Genomic DNA, 18143 nt, shown 5'->3' on the forward strand with positions numbered 1-18143 from the left:
AAGAGGCGGGCATCGTAACTCTGCTGATTGAAGCGGTACCTCCAGAAGTAGGCCGCATCATCACTGAGCAGGCTAACGTTCCTGTTATTGGGATTGGAGCCGGACCGCATTGCCATGGCCAACTTTTGATCTCTCATGATATGTTGGGTTGCTTTGAAGCGTTCACACCGAAGTTTGTGAAGAAGTATACAGATTTAGGCAATGCCATGCGAGAGGCTTTTGAAGCTTACATTAACGAGGTTAAGGAAGGCAAGTTCCCCGCCGAGGAGCATTACTATAAGATGCATCCAGGAGAAGCTGAAGAATTGCTCAAGAAATACGGGATAACCGATTAGAGCACCCTCTTGATCAGGAGGTGAATTAAATGAAACTGAGTGAAAGGGCATTAGAGTATCCTCGCTCAGGCATTCGGGCCATGGGAGTTATGGCCGAGAAGTACCAAGATGTAATTAGCTTGGGTATAGGAGAGCCTGGTTTCACCACTCCAGCCAATATTATTGAAGCCGCAGCTGATGCTCTGCGACAAGGGTACACCAAATATACACCTAATAATGGACTACCGGAACTTAGAGCAGCTATTGCCGCTAAGCTGGAACGAGACAATGGTTTGGCCGCCACTGCCGACAATGTAATCGTAACCACCGGTGCCGGGGAAGCCATAATGCTGGCTTTACTGGCTCTGGTAAACCCAGGCGACGAAGTAATCTTACCAAACCCTGCCTGGCCCAACTACCAGGGGCAAATACTGCTCGCCGGTGCTGAAAGAGTGTCTTTGCCCACCTATGATACCGATAGGTTTCACGTCAAGGCTGCACACTTAGAGAAGGTAATTACCGAACGGAGCAAAGTCCTTATTATTAACACCCCGTCGAACCCAACCGGTGCCGTACTTACGAGAGAAGAATTAGAAGAGATCGCAGAAGTAGTAAAAAAGAACGATCTATACGTTATTGCCGACGAACCCTATGAGAAAATTATCTACGACGGCCGACAGCATGTGAGTATAGGTTCTTTGCCACAAATGGCCGAGCGGGTGATCACAGTCAATAGTTTTTCCAAGACCTATGCCATGACCGGCTGGCGGATCGGGTATGCTCACGGCTCGGCTGAGGTGATTGCTCGTATGACGATGATGGAGCAATCACTGTCAGCTTGTGTTAATGCCGCTGCCCAGAAGGGGGCAGTGGAAGCTTTATTAGGCCCACAAGATGCGGTAACAGAAATGGTAGCTGAATATGGCCGCCGTCGTGATTACATTGTGGCTGAGCTTAACAAACTAACGGGAGTGGAGTGTTGGCCTGTAGAAGGTGCATTTTATGCCTTTGCCAATGTCTCTGCCTTGGGCTCTTCAGAAGAAGTGGCCAAGAAATGGCTCCATGAAGCCCAGGTGGTGACTGTTCCGGGGACAGCATTCGGTTCCTGTGGTGAGGGATATGTGCGCATAGGTTTTTGTGCTAGCTTCGAGGATCTAAAGGAGGCCATGAGCCGCCTAAAGAGGGTACTGGGTTAGGGAAATACCTAGGTGCGGGTACTTTTCCAGGGGTGTAACAGGTTCCGGTTTTCTAGCTTTGAGCAAGTTCAGCACTGGCCAGATTAGCCGGCCAAAGTCCAAACCCAATTAGGCTTCGCTCGCTGGATAGATACCCGCTCCTTTATTAGCTGGCCAACTCCGGGCATTCTGCCAGTGGAAAGGAGGCGGTAGTTTTAGGGCTAAAAACTCAAATAGGGGGAGGTGTTTTCTGGTCAACGGACAGCGGGGGCATGACACAGTAAATTAAAGGACAGAATAGTCAGGAGGGGTAGTCTTATGAGAATAATGGATTTGTCCCATGCTTATGAAATGGGAATGACGCAGTTCCCAGGGACTCCACCCATTGATGTCAAACAGATTGCTCAAATAGACGAGGGTGGATTTAGGGTGACGGATTTTCACGCCATTGTTCATGTGGGCACCCATTGTGATGCGTTTGCCCACGTGGTAAAAGGGGCCAAGACAATGGATGAAATCCCACTGGACACTTTTGTCGGTGAGGCAATTATTGTTGATGCACCTGTTAACGATGGAATGGAGATTAAAGCTGATGTGCTGAAAGATTACGACATTAAGCCCGGAGATATTGTTCTGGTGCGCACAGGATATTCCAAGCTGTGGGGTCAACCTGAATATGTGGAAAAATCACCTTATTTTTCTGAAGAACTGGCCACTGAGCTGGTAGAACTAAAGATAAAGGCCGTGGGCATGGATTTCATTTCTCCTGATCAAGTTGAAAGCACCACGTCCCCGATCCATCACATCCTTATGGGTAACCAAATTCCCATCATAGAGAACTTGAACAACTTGGACCAAATAGACGTTGAAAGAATTTTCTTCTCAGCTGCCCCAGTCTTGGTGGACAAGGCTGATGGAGGGTTCACGAGAGCATTTGCAGTCATAAAAGAATAAGAATAAGCTTGGTGTAGGCAGAAAGGCACATTGATTGTTAAGTGCATGTTATGGTAGGCAACAACAAAACCCACCGAGTGTAGACTATTGTTGCCTACCAGCTCCTGGTACTGAATAAATCTAGAACCGGTAAGGAGGGAAAATGGGCATGAGTAAAAAAGCAATGATTCTTTGGTGTATCTGGATTGGTCTTCTAGATGGTATTTACTGTTGGGTATGTACTGGCCTCCCCAATGCGGGCTTTATGTGGGTAGCGTTTGTTTCTCTGCCGATTTTCTTCTGCGGCGGAGCAGAGTATAAAACATTTCCAACCTACTTTTGTTCGGCCACCAGCGGTGTCTTATGGGGCTTGCTCAGTTTGTGGGCTCTTGGCCTTACCGGCATCGCTGACCCCGGTATTAACATGCTAGTGACCCTAACTCCTATAGTCGCAATTCTCTGCATTGTTCATATGGTATGGTTCCCGAATACGGTACTCGGGCATGCTCCGATGGTATTTGGTGGCTTTGCATCTTGCTTCGGTACCGGGGGACAAAACAGTGTCTGGGTCATAATCACTTTAGCCCTGGGTTTGGTTTTGGGAGTCCTAATCACAGAGGGCGGGAAAATCATAACTAAAGTTGTTGATAAACCTGCAGCTGATGAACCTACAGTAACCACATAGGCGACTTTCAAGGAAGTTCAGGGAGCAACGGTTGACAAGTCTGGCAGAATCAAATAAAATGAAGCAGGCAAATAAATAGAGGATATCTTATCCAGAGCAGCTGAGGGACGGGCCCTATGAAGCTCGACAACCGGCATTCTCATCTGAATGCAGCGGTGTTAATTCCTGCAGGGTGATTCTTCATCCTGAGAGATAAGATTAACAGCTAATGTTTAGCTTAATTAAACCGTAAACAAGCTGCTTTTCTTATCGAAAAGCAGCTTTCCGCTTTTTGGCCCCAGGCAAGGCGGACCCCAATGGGACCTGGGCTATGGTGAAGGAGGCAGAAAATATGCGCATTAAATACTTGTTCAACCGCTGTAAACCGGTGCTATCGGTGGAAGTCTTTCCGCCGAAACCGGAGTCGCCGCTAGATGGTGTTATCTCCACCATTGAGGCTGTACAAGATCTAAATCCGGATTTTATCAGTGTAACCTATGGCGCTGGCGGCAGCAGCAGGGACTATACGGTAGAAATAGCCGACCGAGTAAAAAACAAGTACGGGATAGAAACCCTGGCTCATCTTACTTGCGTCGGCACTGGCAAAGACGAAATTGATGACATTCTGGCCCGGCTACAGTCAAAAAACATTGAAAACATCCTGGCCTTAAGAGGCGATATGCCCCAAGATGGGGTTGCTGTTAAGTTTGATTACACTTATGCCAAGGATCTGATCACCCACATAAAATCAGACGGCGGTTTTTGTATCGGTGCCGCCTGTTATCCGGAAGGGCATATAGAGTGCGAGAGCTTGGACCTGGATCTTAAACATTTGAAACAAAAAGTAAGCTCGGGAGCGGACTTTCTCATCACCCAGCTGTTTTTTGACAATGAATTGTTTTATAGCTTCAAGGAGCGGCTAGATGCTTTAGAGATCCAGTGTCCGGTTTCAGCCGGGATCATGCCGGTGATCAATAAAAAGCAGATTGAGCGCATCACCAATCTTTGCGGTGCCACCATGTCACCGCGATTAAGAAAGATCATGGCCACCTACGATGATGAACCTGAAGCTTTGAAGGAAGCGGGTATCGCTTATGCTACGGAGCAAATAATAGATTTGCTTTCTTCCGGGGTGGATGGCATTCATCTTTATGCCATGAATCGTCCGGAGGTAGCTCGGAGAATTTTCGCCGCTATTGAAGATGTTAGGGGAAACTGTGATCATGAACATCAATCACGCTGAAGTCTTACATTATTTGGGGTACAAGGGCCAACAGGCCGACGAAAACACCACTAGACTAATTGACGAGTGTCTGGATGAAATTGATGGCCTGGCTCAGAGAAAATACGTCTATGAGTTTTTTACTGTAACAAGAGAAGAAGGGTCAATCGCACTCAAAGACAGCATTTTAACCTTTCCCGGTCGAGATATTAAGAGGCATTTACAGCACTCTGGGCGCTGTGCGCTTATGGCTGTTACCTTAGGTCTTAAAGTTGATCAAAGAATTGCCTTTTATTCTAGACTGGATTTATCCAGAGGCATTGTGCTGGATGCCTGTGCGTCCGCCGCTATTGAAGCTTTGTGCGATCAAGTCGAAGCTAAAATCAGAGCCAGGGCCGGCCGAGAAGGCCTCTACATAACTTCCCGTTACAGCCCTGGCTATGGCGATTTTCCATTAGAGATGCAGCAGGGTATCATGGCTGTGTTAGATGCTTACCGAAAGATTGGGCTTTCGGTGACGGAGAGATCGCTTCTCATTCCTCGAAAATCGGTCACGGCTGTGATCGGCTTACAGGGAAACCCTCCGGACCAAAATTGTACTTACAGCAAATGTGAAGCCTGTGCGAACCTAGATTGTGAGCTTAGAAGGGACGGAAAAGGCTGTGACAAGAGAAATTGATTTTTCCCGGTTCCTGCTGTTTGACGGTGGCATGGGTACCATGCTTCAAACCCAGGGACTCAAAACCGGTGAACTGCCGGAAAGCTATAATCTACTGCACCCGGAGATTATCGAGCACATCCATGGGGGGTACCTGGCCGCCGGGGCAGACATTATTACCACCAATACCTTTGGTGCTAACCGCTACAAGCTTAGCCAATATGGCTATAATGTTGACGAAATTGTAACCGGTGCTGTTCAAATTGCCCGCCGGGCGGCCAAAGAAAAGCTGGTGGCGCTGGATATAGGGCCCAGCGGACAGTTGATGCAGCCCTATGGGACCCTGTCTTTTGATCAGGCTTACAGCACATTTGCCGAGCAAGTCATTGCTGGAGCTGAGGCCGGGGCCGATCTGATTCTAATTGAAACCATGTCCGATGTTTACGAGGCCAAAGCTGCCATTTTAGCCGCCCAAGAAAACAGCGATCTGCCGGTGATTGCCACCATGACTTTTCAGCCGAATGGGAGAACCCTGACCGGAACGGATCCTCTCACCATGGTCAATATCGTCCAAGGGTTGGGGGTTAAAGCCCTGGGGCTCAATTGTTCTCTGGGACCGAAGGAAGTATTGCCTTTAATCGAAGAAATCCTTAAGTATGCCAAAGTACCGGTGATGGCTCAGCCCAATGCCGGCCTGCCTAAAGTAGTCCTGGGGAAGACTGTCTTTAATGTGGGGCCGGAGGAGTTTGCCCACTATGCCAAGATTATGGCCCAGATGGGTGTTACCATCCTGGGCGGCTGCTGCGGTACCAATCCCAACCACATCAAGGCGATCAAGAAAGAATTGGCCGGCTTAAGACCGGTAGAGCGTAAAATCGAAAAGATAACAGCAGTGAGCTCATTTGCCGATACAGTAGTGATCGGAAGCGGTGTTACCATTATCGGCGAAAGAATCAACCCCACTGGCAAGAAACAGCTCAAAGAAGCCTTGAGGCGCGGCGACAGCGACTACATATTGCACCAGGCCATAAACCAACGGGACGCCGGGGCCCATATTCTTGATGTGAACGTGGGGCTGCCGGAAATAGATGAAAAAGCTGTTATGGTAGATATTATTGAAGAGCTTCAGAGCATAGTAAGCTTGCCGCTTCAGATCGACAGCGCCCGAGCGGAGGTGATCGAAGCTGCCGCTCGGAGGTACAACGGCAAGCCCCTGATTAATTCCGTGAGTGGGAAGCAACAAGAAATGGAAGCGCTATTTCCCCTTGTCAAGAAATATGGGGCGGCTGCAGTCTGTCTAACCTTAGATGAGGACGGGATCCCGGCCAAAGCCGAAGAACGACTCCAAATCGCCGCTAAAATAGTGAAGACGGCGCAGCAGTATGGCATAGATAAGGAAGACCTAATTATCGATTGTCTGGTGCTTACCGCTTCGGCTCAGCAAAGCCAAGTCAAAGAGACGATAAAGGCCGTAGCCCTGGTGAAAGAGCAGCTGGGGGTAAAAACCACCCTAGGGGTAAGTAATGTTTCCTTTGGCTTGCCGGAACGAAGACTGCTCAATCGGACTTTCTTGGCGGCTGCTTTGGCTGCTAGGCTGGATGCGCCTATTCTAGATCCCTTGGATGAAGACATGGCTGAAACCGTCCGCGCCTTTGGTGTGCTCTGGGGCCATGACCAGGATGCCGCCGATTATATCGCTGCCTATGGGGGAGTCGAGAAGAGGCCCGCTCCTTCGGCTGAGCCCTCGGAAATGGATTTGAGAACAGCAATCATCAACGGGATCAGAGAAGAAGCTCCTGCCAAAACAAAGGAATTGCTGCAGCAGTTAAGCCCATTGGCAATCGTGGATCAATATCTAATCCCAGCCCTAGATATCGTCGGCCGCCGGTACGAACAGGGGGAGATCTTTCTTCCTCAGCTGATACAATCGGCCGAAACAGTAAAAAAGGCCTTTGGCGTAATCAAACAGCACCTGGTGGAAAATCAGGGAGCCAGCACAGCCGTGGATAAAGGCAAAATCCTGCTGGCCACCGTCCGCGGCGACATCCACGATATCGGGAAGAATATTGTCAAGATCTTGCTGGAGAACTACGGCTTTCAAGTTATCGATCTCGGTAAGGACGTCCCAGAAGAGGACATTGTCCGGCAAGTAAAAGAGCACAAGATTAATCTGGTCGGTTTGAGCGCCCTTATGACCACCACCGTCCGCAGCATGGAAAACACCATCCGAGCCTTAAAAGAGGAAGGCTTGCCTTGCAAGGTCATGGTGGGCGGAGCCGTTCTAAACAGCGAATATGCCCAACTGATCGGTGCCGACTATTACGGCCGAGACGCCCGCGCAGCCGTAAAAATTGCCCAGGGATTCTTTGGCTAACCAGCGACTTGCTGTTGGCTCGTGGCCAACTTGATTGCCCTTGGCTTGAACAGGAGTGAAGAGTAAACCGACTGGAATCTTGTGCGTAGTGAGAAGAACTAGCAGTAGCTTTACATAGAAACGGAGGCCTTAAACCAGGCTGCTTTAAGGCCTCCGTGCCAGTAGAAACGTCTCTGCTGCTTAATTCAATCAAAATCACTCTTTTAATGTTAAGCACCATACTTCAGGCTTTAGCAAGCTTTCTACAGCGATGTCTTCATCTAATTCTGGCCAATTTAATGGCGTTGCCACTGAAACCGCGCGACCATGCCAAAGCTTTAATCGAGAAACTAAATGATGATCAGGTGGGAGCTTTACTAATTATCCTGGAATCTATGGCTTGGCCGACAGAGCGTATTACCTCAGGGGAAGCTAAGGAGATCGAACAGGGTTTGCCGAAATTGAGGCAGGCAAAGGCGTGAGGGCTGAAGATGTCTGGAAAGATCTCGGTATTTGAGATTATTTTCTCCCCTAAAGCCATAAGGCAGCTTCGAAGGCTTGAGCGTGATACGCAAGTAAAATCAAGTTGGCAATAGAAGGCAACTTAAGGAGTTTTCCACTAGAAGGAGATGTTATAAAGTTAGAGGGGCAAAAGGGTATTTATAGGCTCCGGGTAGGGAACTGGAGGGTGACTTTTCGGTATCAGTTCAATTAAGAGAAGTGCATATTTCCGAGGTTGTTCACAGAAGCAGAGCTTATGTGGGGGGGTTTGGGGACAGCATTTTTAGGAGCAAAAAATTGGACTTAAGGTACAAACAAGGCCTGACACTTAAACAGTGGCAGGCCTTTATGCGTGCGACGGGCAGTTGCGTTCGCTGTGTACAACACAGCAAAGCAGCTTCATCGTCTTGTGGGTCCACCGTGAATGGGCCGGTGCTCAAAGATTAGCAATGGGTTAAACGATCTAGTCACGTTGGTAAGCCGTATGCCTTAATAGGGCACGTACCTTTTGATGAGGGGGGAGCCATGCGAGTGGTTTCCCTACTCTATTAGAAGAATTATTGGCTGTTTTACTAGCTAACAGGTCAAATAAAAAAACTAACCTCCTCCCACTGAAAGTCTTATATCGGTGCTGTCAGTATTTTGCGCTTGCTTGCGGTACTCTGCGGGAGATATGCCCATGACTTTTACGAAATTACGATAGAAGGTAGAAGTGTCCTTGTACCCTACCAATCTAGCGATCTCATAATAGGAAAGAGATTCAACAGCCGATAAGGATACAGCATGTTCAATTCTTTTTTCGTTAAGGTAACGTTTAAAGGACATCCCTGCGATTTGAGGAAACAGCATCCCAAAGGTCGATTTGGAAAGAGCATATTTTCGTGCGAGACCTGGCAAAGTCAGTGGCTTCATATAGTTCTGATCGATGTATTGGATGCAAGCCATAATAGACTCATGATATTCGTTGATATCGCTTAACTGTTGTTGTGCGCCAGGCTCGGCAAAATAAGCACGGGAAAGAACGATAAGTATTGATGCAATGAGACTGTCTGCCATGGTGTTGTCCCGAGGCAAATCTAATTGGAATTCGCGTAGCAAACATTCGAACAGAGTCTCCATGTTAACACGTTCAAGGTTGTCAAGTCTAATCCTTAAACGTACGTCAATGTGCCTCTTGTTCACAGAATCTAGCTTAAGTGCCATCAGAAAGTTATTGGCACTGGTATTGGAAAAGCCGGGATAGAACAACGGTTCTTGAAAGGACAGGGAGTAGAATTCGGCGTTTGGGTTTTTTGATATGATGCTGTGCGTAAAGTTAGGAGGAATTATGAAAGCATCTCCTCTAACTAAATGCACCTCATCATTTTTCTGTTTGTGGATAATATCACCGCAAGCAACGTAGCAAATCTGAAAGAAATCGTGGTGATGAGGAACCTCTGCGACCCTGCTACTACTAATTTTATACACATGGTAATAGTGCGAGACGTTTTTGAAAAAACCAAGCGATATCTTCCTGCCAAGCATATCAAAACACCTCTCCACCCTCAGTGTATCGCAACATAATACAAAAAACCAGTTATGAATCGATGTTTGGGAAAAATGCAAACAACTACGGCAAAACTGCAATGGGCAGGCGTAGTTTCTATTGTTAAGATGTAATTAATTAGGCTGGTTATCAAGCGGAAAAGGGGCAACTATAGTGAAAACAATGAAGTTACTTTCTCCAACGGGCATTATCGGATATGGTTTTCCGGAGGACTCACTTAGAGCGGGGCTAGCACTAAAGCCAGATTTGATCGCGGCCGATGCTGGCTCGACGGACCCAGGGCCGTATTATCTCGGCAGCGGCACTCCTTTTACCACCGCGACGGCGGTTAAGCGCGATCTGACGTTGTTGATAAGAGCGGCTTGTGAGCTAAACATCCCGTTGATCGTTGGCTCGGCAGGCGGTTCGGGCGGAAGGCCGCATCTTGAAAGGGAGACAAAGATTGTCTTGGAGATTGCTAAGGAGCACAACTTGACTTTCAAACTCGCTACCATTTCGGCCGAATTGGACAAGGACTTCCTTGTCCGGCAACTTATGCACGGGAAGATTTCCCCGGTGGGGGTAGCACCCGCAATTGACTACAAGGATATCTTGGACAGCACGCGGGTTGTGGCACAGATGGGTATTGAGCCTATCATAAGTGCACTCGATGAAGGTGCACAGGTGGTGCTTTGTGGACGTTGTTACGATCCTGCTGTCTTTGCAGCTCCGGCCGTACGGGCAGGTTTTTCTAAAGCCTTGGCAACACACCTGGGCAAAATACTCGAATGTGCGGCCATTGCTGCTGTACCGGGAAGTGGTTCAGATTGCATGATGGGATACTTAGGCGAGGATTATTTCATGATAGAACCCCTCAGCCCTGCACGCAGATGCACTGTTATCTCAGTTGCAGTGCATACACTGTACGAAAAATCGAATCCGTATCTTTTACCCGGCCCCGGCGGCGTGCTAGATGTGTCGGGGTGTACTTTTACTCAGCAGACAGAACGCCGTGTTAAGGTGACAGGGAGCAAATATGTTGAGGATGCCAAGAAAACGGTAAAACTGGAGGGTGCTAGACCTATTGGTTATCGTACGATATCCATTTGTGGTAACCGCGATTCGGTTTTCATCTCGCAGATCGACACCATATTGGAGGCTGTACGTGCACGCATCGCTGCCAACCTCTCCGGCTCCGACTTTGAATTCCATTTAGACTTTATTGTTTACGGCAAAAATGGCGTGATGGGAGAATTTGAACCGAACGAAACAACAAACTCGCATGAAATCGGTATTATTATTGACGTGGTAGCTGACACACAGGAACAGGCAAACACTGTCTGTTCGGTCGCACGTTCTACACTTCTGCACCATGGGTATGAGGGGCGACTGGCCACAGCGGGTAACCTAGCGTTCCCGTATTCTCCATCCGACATTCCCGTCGGAGCAGTATACAACTTCTCAGTTTACAGTCTGCTTGAGACAGATGAACCCGAAAAAGTGTTCAAAAGAACCCATTACAACATTGCGGGGGGTGAGGTCAAATGATAATCAGGCTTCGTGATGTGGCAGCCGTTATTCGATCAAAAAATTCGGGTCCTTACGAGCTAACGCTGGATGTGATTTTTAAAGAAGAAGATATGTTTGATAAAGTTGTCAAGGGAAAAATCATAAATCCAGATCTAATTGCCGACCTATATAAGTTGGACCCGGCGCATGTACTCAGTATTATCGAATTTGCGCCTGCCCTGGCTATCAAGGTGACCATGGTACGCCCCATTGGTTCTGGTGGTATAGGCGAGCGCGATGTTTACGGTGCGCAGCAGCATGCACCGCTTATGGATCTAGTCTTCGAAGATAAAAACGACAGAAGAATGGAGGCCGTCAAATGAACATTCCGGAGCTGAACTCTCTGATAAGCCAAGAATATTTGACAAATATCAGAAGAAAGCTGCATATGTATCCCGAAGTTGGCTTTGACCTTCCCAAAACCATAGCGCTGGTGAAATCAGAGCTCGATGCCATGGGCGTACAACACACTGAAAAGTACGGTAAGAGTAGTGTGGTAGCCACAATTAATGAACATAAGGAGAACTTTACCATTGGGATCCGAGCAGACATGGATGCATTGCCCATTCAAGAAAAAAATGACGTACCGTACAAATCCCGTCACGACGGTAAAATGCATGCCTGCGGACACGATGCGCACACAGCGATTTTGCTGGGAACGGTGAAGGCTCTTAACCAAATTAAGGATGAAATTGACTGCCGTGTAATGTTCCTGTTCCAACCCAGTGAAGAGGGAGCCCGTAGTGGTGCCAAGCTCATGGTTGAGGACGGTGTTATGGATAACATCGACATCATTATCGCCTGCCACACTGATAACGCCTACCCAGTCGGAAAGGTAGGGTTTATCAATGGCCCCGCTTTGGCCTCTAATCGGGTGTTTGAAATAGAAATCAGCGGTAAAACGGCTCATGCAGTGATGCCTCATACCGGCATCGATGCTATCGCCGTGGCACATAGAATATACGGTGATATTCACCTTATGCTGGCCAGGGAGATGGATCCGTTCGCCCTATACGCATTTAACATCGGTACAATTCAGGGAGGTACGGCGGTGAACGTGGTCGCAGCACAGGCAAAAATGACCGGAACGCTGCGCACACATTGTGACGAGGTCGATGCGTATGTCGCCAAACGGATGGAGGATATCGTTACCAACGTAGCTAGGGAGGTAGGTGCGACGACACGCGTTGTAACAAAGAAAACGTTGCCACCGGTATATAACGACGAAAAAATCAATAAGCGGCTTATGGACGCGGCGGCCAAGGTTGTGGGGCGCGAAAATGTGTTTTTTATGGAGAAACCAAAGATGAGTTCCGAGGACTTTTCTATGTATCTTACCAAGAAGCCGGGTGTGTTTTTCCGGATTTGCACCAGAAATGAAGATAAGGGCTTTACAGGGATGCCACATAACAGTGACTGGCAGATTGACGAGGATGCCTTACCAATAGGAGTTAAGGTTTTCACTCAATTTGTTATTGACAATATGGGAGGACTGGAGAGAGAAGCTAAATGAAGTATGAAATCATCATCAGAAATGGGAAAATCGTAGATGGCACCGGATCCCCATGGTACACGGGAGATGTGGCAGTAGATGGTGGAAGGATTGTCAAAATCGGCAATTTGCAGTCTGATTTAGCGGCGAGAGAGATTGACGCCAGTGGAAAAATCGTAAGTCCAGGGTTCATCGACACACATACGCATTATGATCTGGTGCCTTTTGAGTTTGCAGAGTTTCTATATCCCCTTGCAGAAGACAAGCTGCTACAAGGAGTAACGACGGTAATCACCGGTTGTTGCGGAAACTCCATGGCTCCGGTTACGAACGAGAACAAAGGCGCATGGCTAAAACGAAGAACTTCAAGAAACATAGAGCGTCATGAAGAAGCACATTGGAACAGCTTTGCGGAATACTTTTCGGAACTGGAGAAGCGACCGCTGGGAATTAATTTTGCCTCATATGTCGGACATACAACCATTCGTTTTAACGTGTTGGGACTTTCGGATCAGAAACCGACCAGAGCAGATATGGAGCATATGAAAGAGCTACTGCGCCAGTCCCTGAAGGAAGGCGCAATTGGCCTGAGCTCCGGTCTCATCTATGCGCCGGCTGTTTTTTCGGAACACAGCGAATTAGTGGAGCTAGCCTCGGTATTGTCCGAGTTTAATGCACCATTTGCCAGCCATCTGAGAAACGAAGAGAATAACTGGATTGAAGCGACTAAAGAAATGATAGAGATCGTAGACAAAAACCATATCCCGGGTCAGATACATCACGTCAAAATAATGCATCAGAAGAATTCAGAGGCTCTTGTCAGAGAATTTATGGATATAGTCTACGAGACCCGCGAACGTGGGGTGGATATTACATTCGATCTTTACCCCTATGATGCAGTTTGCATTGGGATGGAGGCGCTTCTGTTGCCAGCATGGGTCAGGGAAGGTAATGAGCGAGCTATGATTGCCAGACTTACTGACCCTACTTTACATGACAGAATTATTGAGGATATTTGCCGGTTCAGAAGATATGAGAGATATGAAGATATGCTCGCCGGCTGTGAAAAAATGCTGGTTGTGATTGCAAAGAACAATGAGCATCTGGTGGGCAAGAATCTATGCGAAATTAGCAGCGAGTTAAATATGTCACCGCTGGATTGTGCCATTAAAATCATGGTGGAATCTGACATAACAGCAATGGTAGTTAACTTTGCTATGCACCCTAATGACATAAGTACTTTTGTGAGAAGCCCTCTTACCATGATTGGTTCGGATTCGGTGCCGGTAAAGGCGGGGTGGGGTGCCCATCCACGTAACAGCGGTACGTTTCCGCGTGTCATCAGAAAGTACGTAAGGGAAGACAATGTAATTACTTTGGAAAATGCTGTTTATAAAATGACCGGTTTTCCTGCAACTCGTTTTCAATTTAGTAACCGGGGCCTTATTAAAGAAGAATTCTATGCAGACATCACCATATTTGATAAAAACGAAATATGTGATACCGCAACATACGTGGAGCCACTCAATACACCCAAAGGTGTTGAATACGTGCTGGTAAATGGTTGCATTGCAGTGGCGGAAGGCAAGATAACTGGAAATACAGGCGGTCGTATATTAAGAAGGGGGGAGCCATAGGAATCACTCTGTCATCGTCGTCTTACTAAACAGCAAACAAAAAGGAGTTAGTAAAAGATGAAAAAGAATGGACAACCTAAGTTCAAAATGCCTCATGCTTATGTTTTAATTGTTGGTCTTATTATTATCGCGGCAGTGTTGACTTATATCCTTCCTGCCGGTGTCTACGACAAGATCGAAGTGGATGGCCGGAAAGTCGTTGACCCACATTCCTATCATTATGTCGAGCAAAGTCCGGTCGGGCCTTGGGGTGTGCTTACGGCAATTCCGCAGGGTTTGCATAAGGCTGCAAGTATTATGTTTACAATCATCGTTATTTCTGGGAGCATCGAAATTATCAATGCAACCGGCACGCTGGAAGCTAGTATCGGCCGGGTAGTGCGGACCTTCAAGGACAAGCCATCAATTGTTATGCCACTTGTCCTACTTTGTTTTGTAGCGTTAGGTGCAGTAGGTGTCAGCAATGCCATTGTTGCGTTTATGCCGCTCGGTTTGTTACTGGCGTTTAACGTAGGAGCTGATGCCCTGGTAGGCATAGCGCTCGTTGGTATGGGGATGAACATCGGTTTCACAGGGGGTGCGTTTCTTGCTCCTACCACCGGTACAGCACAGTCAATCATCGGACTTCCCATGTTCTCCGGCTGGGAGTTCCGGTTGATTTGTACGGCAGTGCTCTGGGTTTTCGGTTCCATCTATATTACCCGTTATGTAAAGAAGGTACAACAGGATCCCACCTTAAGTTATGTGTATGCTGTCGAGGGTGTAACCACACCAGCTGCAGTAGATGAGGAGACGATACCAGAGTTCACCAGCCGTCGCAAGCTGGTGCTGCTCGCGTTCGTTATCGGCTTTGCTTTTGTGGTTTATGGTGCAATCCAATCATGGAGTGCAGCTGATGAGATTCCTGCTGTGTTTCTGGCTATGGGTATTGTCTGCGGCTTGCTTTATGGGTTCAGCCCCAGCCGCATCGCCAAAGAGTTTGTCGAAGGGGCAAAGAAAATAACGTTCGGTGCTCTAATAGTCGGCATCTCAGCTGGCATTGGTATAGTGCTTACCAAGGGAAATATTATCGATACTGTCGTTTACGGTCTTGCCAGTCTACTGACCGGCCTGCCCAAGGTGCTCAGCGCGCTTATGATGTATGTCATTAACATTATCATCAATACCTTTATTACTTCCGGCAGTGGACAGGCGGCTACTGTTATTCCGATTCTTTCACCGGTCGGTGATGTGCTGGGCCTAACCCAGCAGACAGTTGTTCTTGCGTTCCAGTACGGCGATGGTTTTACTAATCAGGTTCTTCCCATGTCGTCGGTGCTCATGGCAGGCTTAGCGTTTGGGAACATACCTTACGATAAGTGGATTAAATTTATCTGGAAATGGGTGTTAATGAACCTTGCTTTGGGAGGAGTATTCATTGTGATTGCTACACTAATCAACCTGGGACCATTCTAACCAATTAATATTGAAAACAGCAAACATAATTACCCTTATGCATTGCTGGTGGAATACAGGAGGACATTCAGTTGATTAAACGTAATTTATATGAACAGGTGATTTACGAAACCATCCGTAAGGGTTCAACCGTTGTTAGCCACGACGTACGCGCTGCTTTTCTACGCGCTATCGAGATGGAGACTTCTCCTGTTGCGAAGATGGGTTTGCAGAAAACCCTCGAGAGCATAGAACTATCGTCTAGTAGGGGCAATCCAGCTTGTCCTGATACAGGCTGGCCGATATTCTATTTCAAAGTAGGGAATGAGTGTGTGCTCGAGGGCGGCGTAGCTTCGCTTGAGGATGCGACAAGACAGGCTGTCATCTGCGCTACGCAAAAAGGATATTTGCGTTCGACCATGAAACATCCCCTCACTGGCTTCGACCCGGGTACCAATATTGGCATGAATATTCCGGACTTCACCTATCAGTTCGTGCCAGGTGGCGATTTGGAGATTACCTACGTTGCCAAAGGTGGAGGATCGGAGTGCTTCGGTGGAACAAGACATCGAGTTGTTGCTTTTGCGGATGGAACTGCTGGCATCAAGAAATTTGTCGTCGACAGCTTTATCGATTCCACAAGAACCGGAGCAATTTGCCCACCTTCCATTTTAGGAGTTGGCATCGGCGGAACAGCTAATGTAGCAGCTAACCTTGCCAAGCAAGCAGCATGTCTTAGGACTATTGGTTCAAAGCATCCCGAGCCAATGATTACTAAGCTAGAGGAGGAACTGTACGAAGCGCTTAATAGTCTAGGGGTTGGTATAATGGGGGCCGGTGGCAATACGTCTGTCTTTGCTGTTAACATTGAATATGCCTATACACACATCGCTGGAATTGTATGTGCAACAAGCAGTAACTGTATGGTGGCACGGAGAGCGTCGAGTCGCATACTTGCCGACTCCACTGTGCAGATGATGGAGAGCCCCAATTGGTTTGAAGGGAGGTAAGGTTATGGCAGTGTATTATCTAAAATCACCCTTATCCGACAAGGATGTTGAGCAGCTCAGAATAGGTGATACAGTATATTTGAGCGGGCCTGCATTTACATGTAGATCGAGGCTACACAGATACATTTTCGATGAGGGCCATACCCTTCCTTTTTTGACTGATAATAGAAACGTATTGATACACACCGGGCCGATTGTTATTCGAGAAAACGATGCATGGAAGTTGATTTCTTTCATGCCAACATCGAGCATCCGATTTGAAAAATGGGGTCCGCGTTCGGTCGAGGAGTGGGGGCTCAAACTAATCTGCGGCAAAACAACCATGGGTCCTGACACTGCTAAAATGATGAAGAAAAAGAAGTGTGTCCATGTTTCACCGCAATGTGTCAGCCCTAATCTATGGATCGATTCTATCACTATTGAAGATGTGTATCTTTTTGACGAGCTTGGTACAATTGAAGCATCATGGCAACTGCAGCTAAACGAGCTGGGGCCCTTTGTAGTAGATATAGATTGTGACGGCAACAACCTATTCGAACAAAACAGCGCCATTGTCGATGCCAACAAGGAAAAGGTATTTAAGATGCTCAAGATACCACAGGACTTTCAGTATACAAAGCTTTATTAATTCTTTTTCCTAACAATTGTGTTAGCGCTTCTGTCTACTTTAGTTTAGTATACTTGTGTTCGCGTGGAATATCGAAGATAAGGCCTGGCACCTAAAAGTAGTGCCAGGCTTTTGCTCCTTGTTGCGAAACACTGTCTGTTTTCTTTATTACAGGCTATCACCGAAATCCTGCCGGAACTTGGCCGCCAGTTTCTCCTGCCAATCGGAAACGGGCTTTAATCGGCCGAAGAAGAAGCGCAGTATTTTTGGTTCTTCTACCCAAGTAAGTCCTTGAATCAGATGCCGATTCTCATGGAGCCAGACGATACGGTCTACGGCGTATTTTACTTGTGACAGGGTAAATACGCGCCGGGGCATGGCCAGCCGCAGCAGCTCCATGTCGGCCCAGGGCTCAGTTCCATCGGGGCTTCTCTGTTCGGACATGGTACCGCGTTCCATGCCGCGAACACCGCTGGCGATATAAAGGGCTGCTGCCAAGGCTCCGGCCGGGTACTCATTTTGCGGGATATGATCCACAAATTCCATGGCATTGATATGGCAGCCCAAGCCTCCGGCGGGCGTTACCACCGGCACGCTGTTTCTGACCAGTTCGTCCACCATGAAGGCGATGAACGTGGGACCTTGGTTGATAAAATCCTCGTCCATTGTTTCGTCCAGACCCACAGTAATAGCTTCCATCTCTCTTACCGACATGCCACCGTAAGTAAGAAAGCCTTCGTAGAGAGGGATGAATTCGCGCATCTTGACAAAAACTTCTTCGTTGTTGGTGCAGATACCGCCTCCGCGGGCACAGCCCAGTTTGCGAGCCGAGAAATAAATGACATCGCAAAAAGAAGCTAGCTTCCGCGTGATTTCTCTGATGCTCATAGCTTTGCACTTTTTTTCACGCGTCTTAATAAAGTACAAGTTATCGGCCAGCAAGCTAGCATCTAATACTAGCAGAAGTCTGTGCCTATCACAAACGTCCCTAACTTCGGCCAGATTCTCCAAAGAAAATGGTTGTCCGCCGATGAGGTTAGTGCCGGCTT

General features: G+C 47.7%; 16 protein-coding genes and 1 riboswitch. Of the genes, 14 read left to right on the forward strand and 2 right to left on the reverse strand.

The genetic code is table 11. The features are described from left to right. From GX016_03755 to GX016_03785, 7 genes are all read left to right on the forward strand, one after another. On the forward strand, positions 1-335 hold a 335-nt coding region (locus tag GX016_03755; protein ID HHT70673.1), incomplete at its 5' end, for a 3-methyl-2-oxobutanoate hydroxymethyltransferase. A 29-nt stretch (positions 336-364) separates the two neighbouring features. Next, positions 365-1510: a pyridoxal phosphate-dependent aminotransferase gene (locus GX016_03760; protein HHT70674.1), complete on the forward strand. Its 1146-nt coding sequence runs from the start codon at positions 365-367 to the stop codon at positions 1508-1510. A gap of 297 nt (positions 1511-1807) precedes the next feature. After that, positions 1808-2443, forward strand: coding sequence for a cyclase family protein (locus GX016_03765; GenBank protein HHT70675.1), 636 nt, complete (start codon positions 1808-1810; stop codon positions 2441-2443). Between the two features lie 148 nt (positions 2444-2591). Further along, a complete protein-coding gene (locus tag GX016_03770; protein HHT70676.1) occupies positions 2592-3107 on the forward strand; it encodes a DUF1097 domain-containing protein in 516 nt (171 codons plus the stop codon). A gap of 84 nt (positions 3108-3191) precedes the next feature. Then, positions 3192-3306, forward strand: a riboswitch (SAM riboswitch). A 132-nt stretch (positions 3307-3438) separates the two neighbouring features. Next, positions 3439-4329, forward strand: a complete 891-nt coding sequence (metF, locus tag GX016_03775) for a methylenetetrahydrofolate reductase [NAD(P)H] (protein HHT70677.1) — start codon at positions 3439-3441, stop codon at positions 4327-4329. Further along, complete coding sequence (locus tag GX016_03780) at positions 4310-4987, forward strand: Vitamin B12 dependent methionine synthase activation protein (GenBank protein ID HHT70678.1); 678 nt, start codon at positions 4310-4312, stop codon at positions 4985-4987. Before metF ends, GX016_03780 begins: the two co-directional genes overlap by 20 nt. Beyond that, positions 4971-7340 carry a dihydropteroate synthase gene (locus tag GX016_03785; GenBank protein HHT70679.1) on the forward strand — a complete coding sequence of 790 codons (2370 nt, stop codon included), beginning with the start codon at positions 4971-4973 and terminating at the stop codon, positions 7338-7340. Before GX016_03780 ends, GX016_03785 begins: the two co-directional genes overlap by 17 nt. Positions 7341-8417: 1077 nt before the next feature. Here the strand turns inward: GX016_03785 and GX016_03790 are convergent. Then, positions 8418-9344: an AraC family transcriptional regulator gene (locus GX016_03790; protein ID HHT70680.1), complete on the reverse strand. Its 927-nt coding sequence runs from the start codon at positions 9342-9344 to the stop codon at positions 8418-8420. A gap of 175 nt (positions 9345-9519) precedes the next feature. On the opposite strand from GX016_03790, the gene GX016_03795 reads away from it, so the two are divergent. The 7 genes from GX016_03795 (at position 9520) to GX016_03825 (ending at position 17115) form a co-directional block, all read left to right on the forward strand. Then, positions 9520-10893 carry a DUF1446 domain-containing protein gene (locus GX016_03795; GenBank protein HHT70681.1) on the forward strand — a complete coding sequence of 458 codons (1374 nt, stop codon included), beginning with the start codon at positions 9520-9522 and terminating at the stop codon, positions 10891-10893. Continuing rightward, the gene (locus tag GX016_03800; GenBank protein ID HHT70682.1) at positions 10890-11237 is read left to right on the forward strand and encodes a DUF4387 domain-containing protein; all 348 of its coding nucleotides are present in this window, start codon (positions 10890-10892) and stop codon (positions 11235-11237) included. The genes GX016_03795 and GX016_03800 overlap by 4 nt, the downstream gene beginning before the upstream one ends. Then, complete coding sequence (locus GX016_03805) at positions 11234-12427, forward strand: amidohydrolase (protein HHT70683.1); 1194 nt, start codon at positions 11234-11236, stop codon at positions 12425-12427. The genes GX016_03800 and GX016_03805 overlap by 4 nt, the downstream gene beginning before the upstream one ends. Next, positions 12424-14043 carry a D-aminoacylase gene (locus GX016_03810; GenBank protein ID HHT70684.1) on the forward strand — a complete coding sequence of 540 codons (1620 nt, stop codon included), beginning with the start codon at positions 12424-12426 and terminating at the stop codon, positions 14041-14043. The genes GX016_03805 and GX016_03810 overlap by 4 nt, the downstream gene beginning before the upstream one ends. A 57-nt stretch (positions 14044-14100) precedes the next feature. Continuing rightward, on the forward strand, positions 14101-15498 hold the full coding sequence (locus GX016_03815; protein HHT70685.1) for a YfcC family protein: 1398 nt from the start codon (positions 14101-14103) through the stop codon (positions 15496-15498). Positions 15499-15569: 71 nt separating this feature from the next. Continuing rightward, complete coding sequence (locus tag GX016_03820) at positions 15570-16487, forward strand: fumarate hydratase (GenBank protein HHT70686.1); 918 nt, start codon at positions 15570-15572, stop codon at positions 16485-16487. 4 nt (positions 16488-16491) lie between these two features. Next, positions 16492-17115: a hypothetical protein gene (locus GX016_03825; GenBank protein ID HHT70687.1), complete on the forward strand. Its 624-nt coding sequence runs from the start codon at positions 16492-16494 to the stop codon at positions 17113-17115. Positions 17116-17262: 147 nt separating this feature from the next. On the opposite strand, the gene GX016_03830 is transcribed toward GX016_03825, so the two are convergent. Then, positions 17263-18143 (reverse strand): tryptophanase (locus tag GX016_03830; protein ID HHT70688.1); only part of this gene is annotated, 881 nt, incomplete at its 5' end.

Source organism: Bacillota bacterium, from assembly GCA_012837285.1.
Taxonomy (GTDB): domain Bacteria; phylum Bacillota; class DTU030; order DUMP01; family DUMP01; genus DUNI01.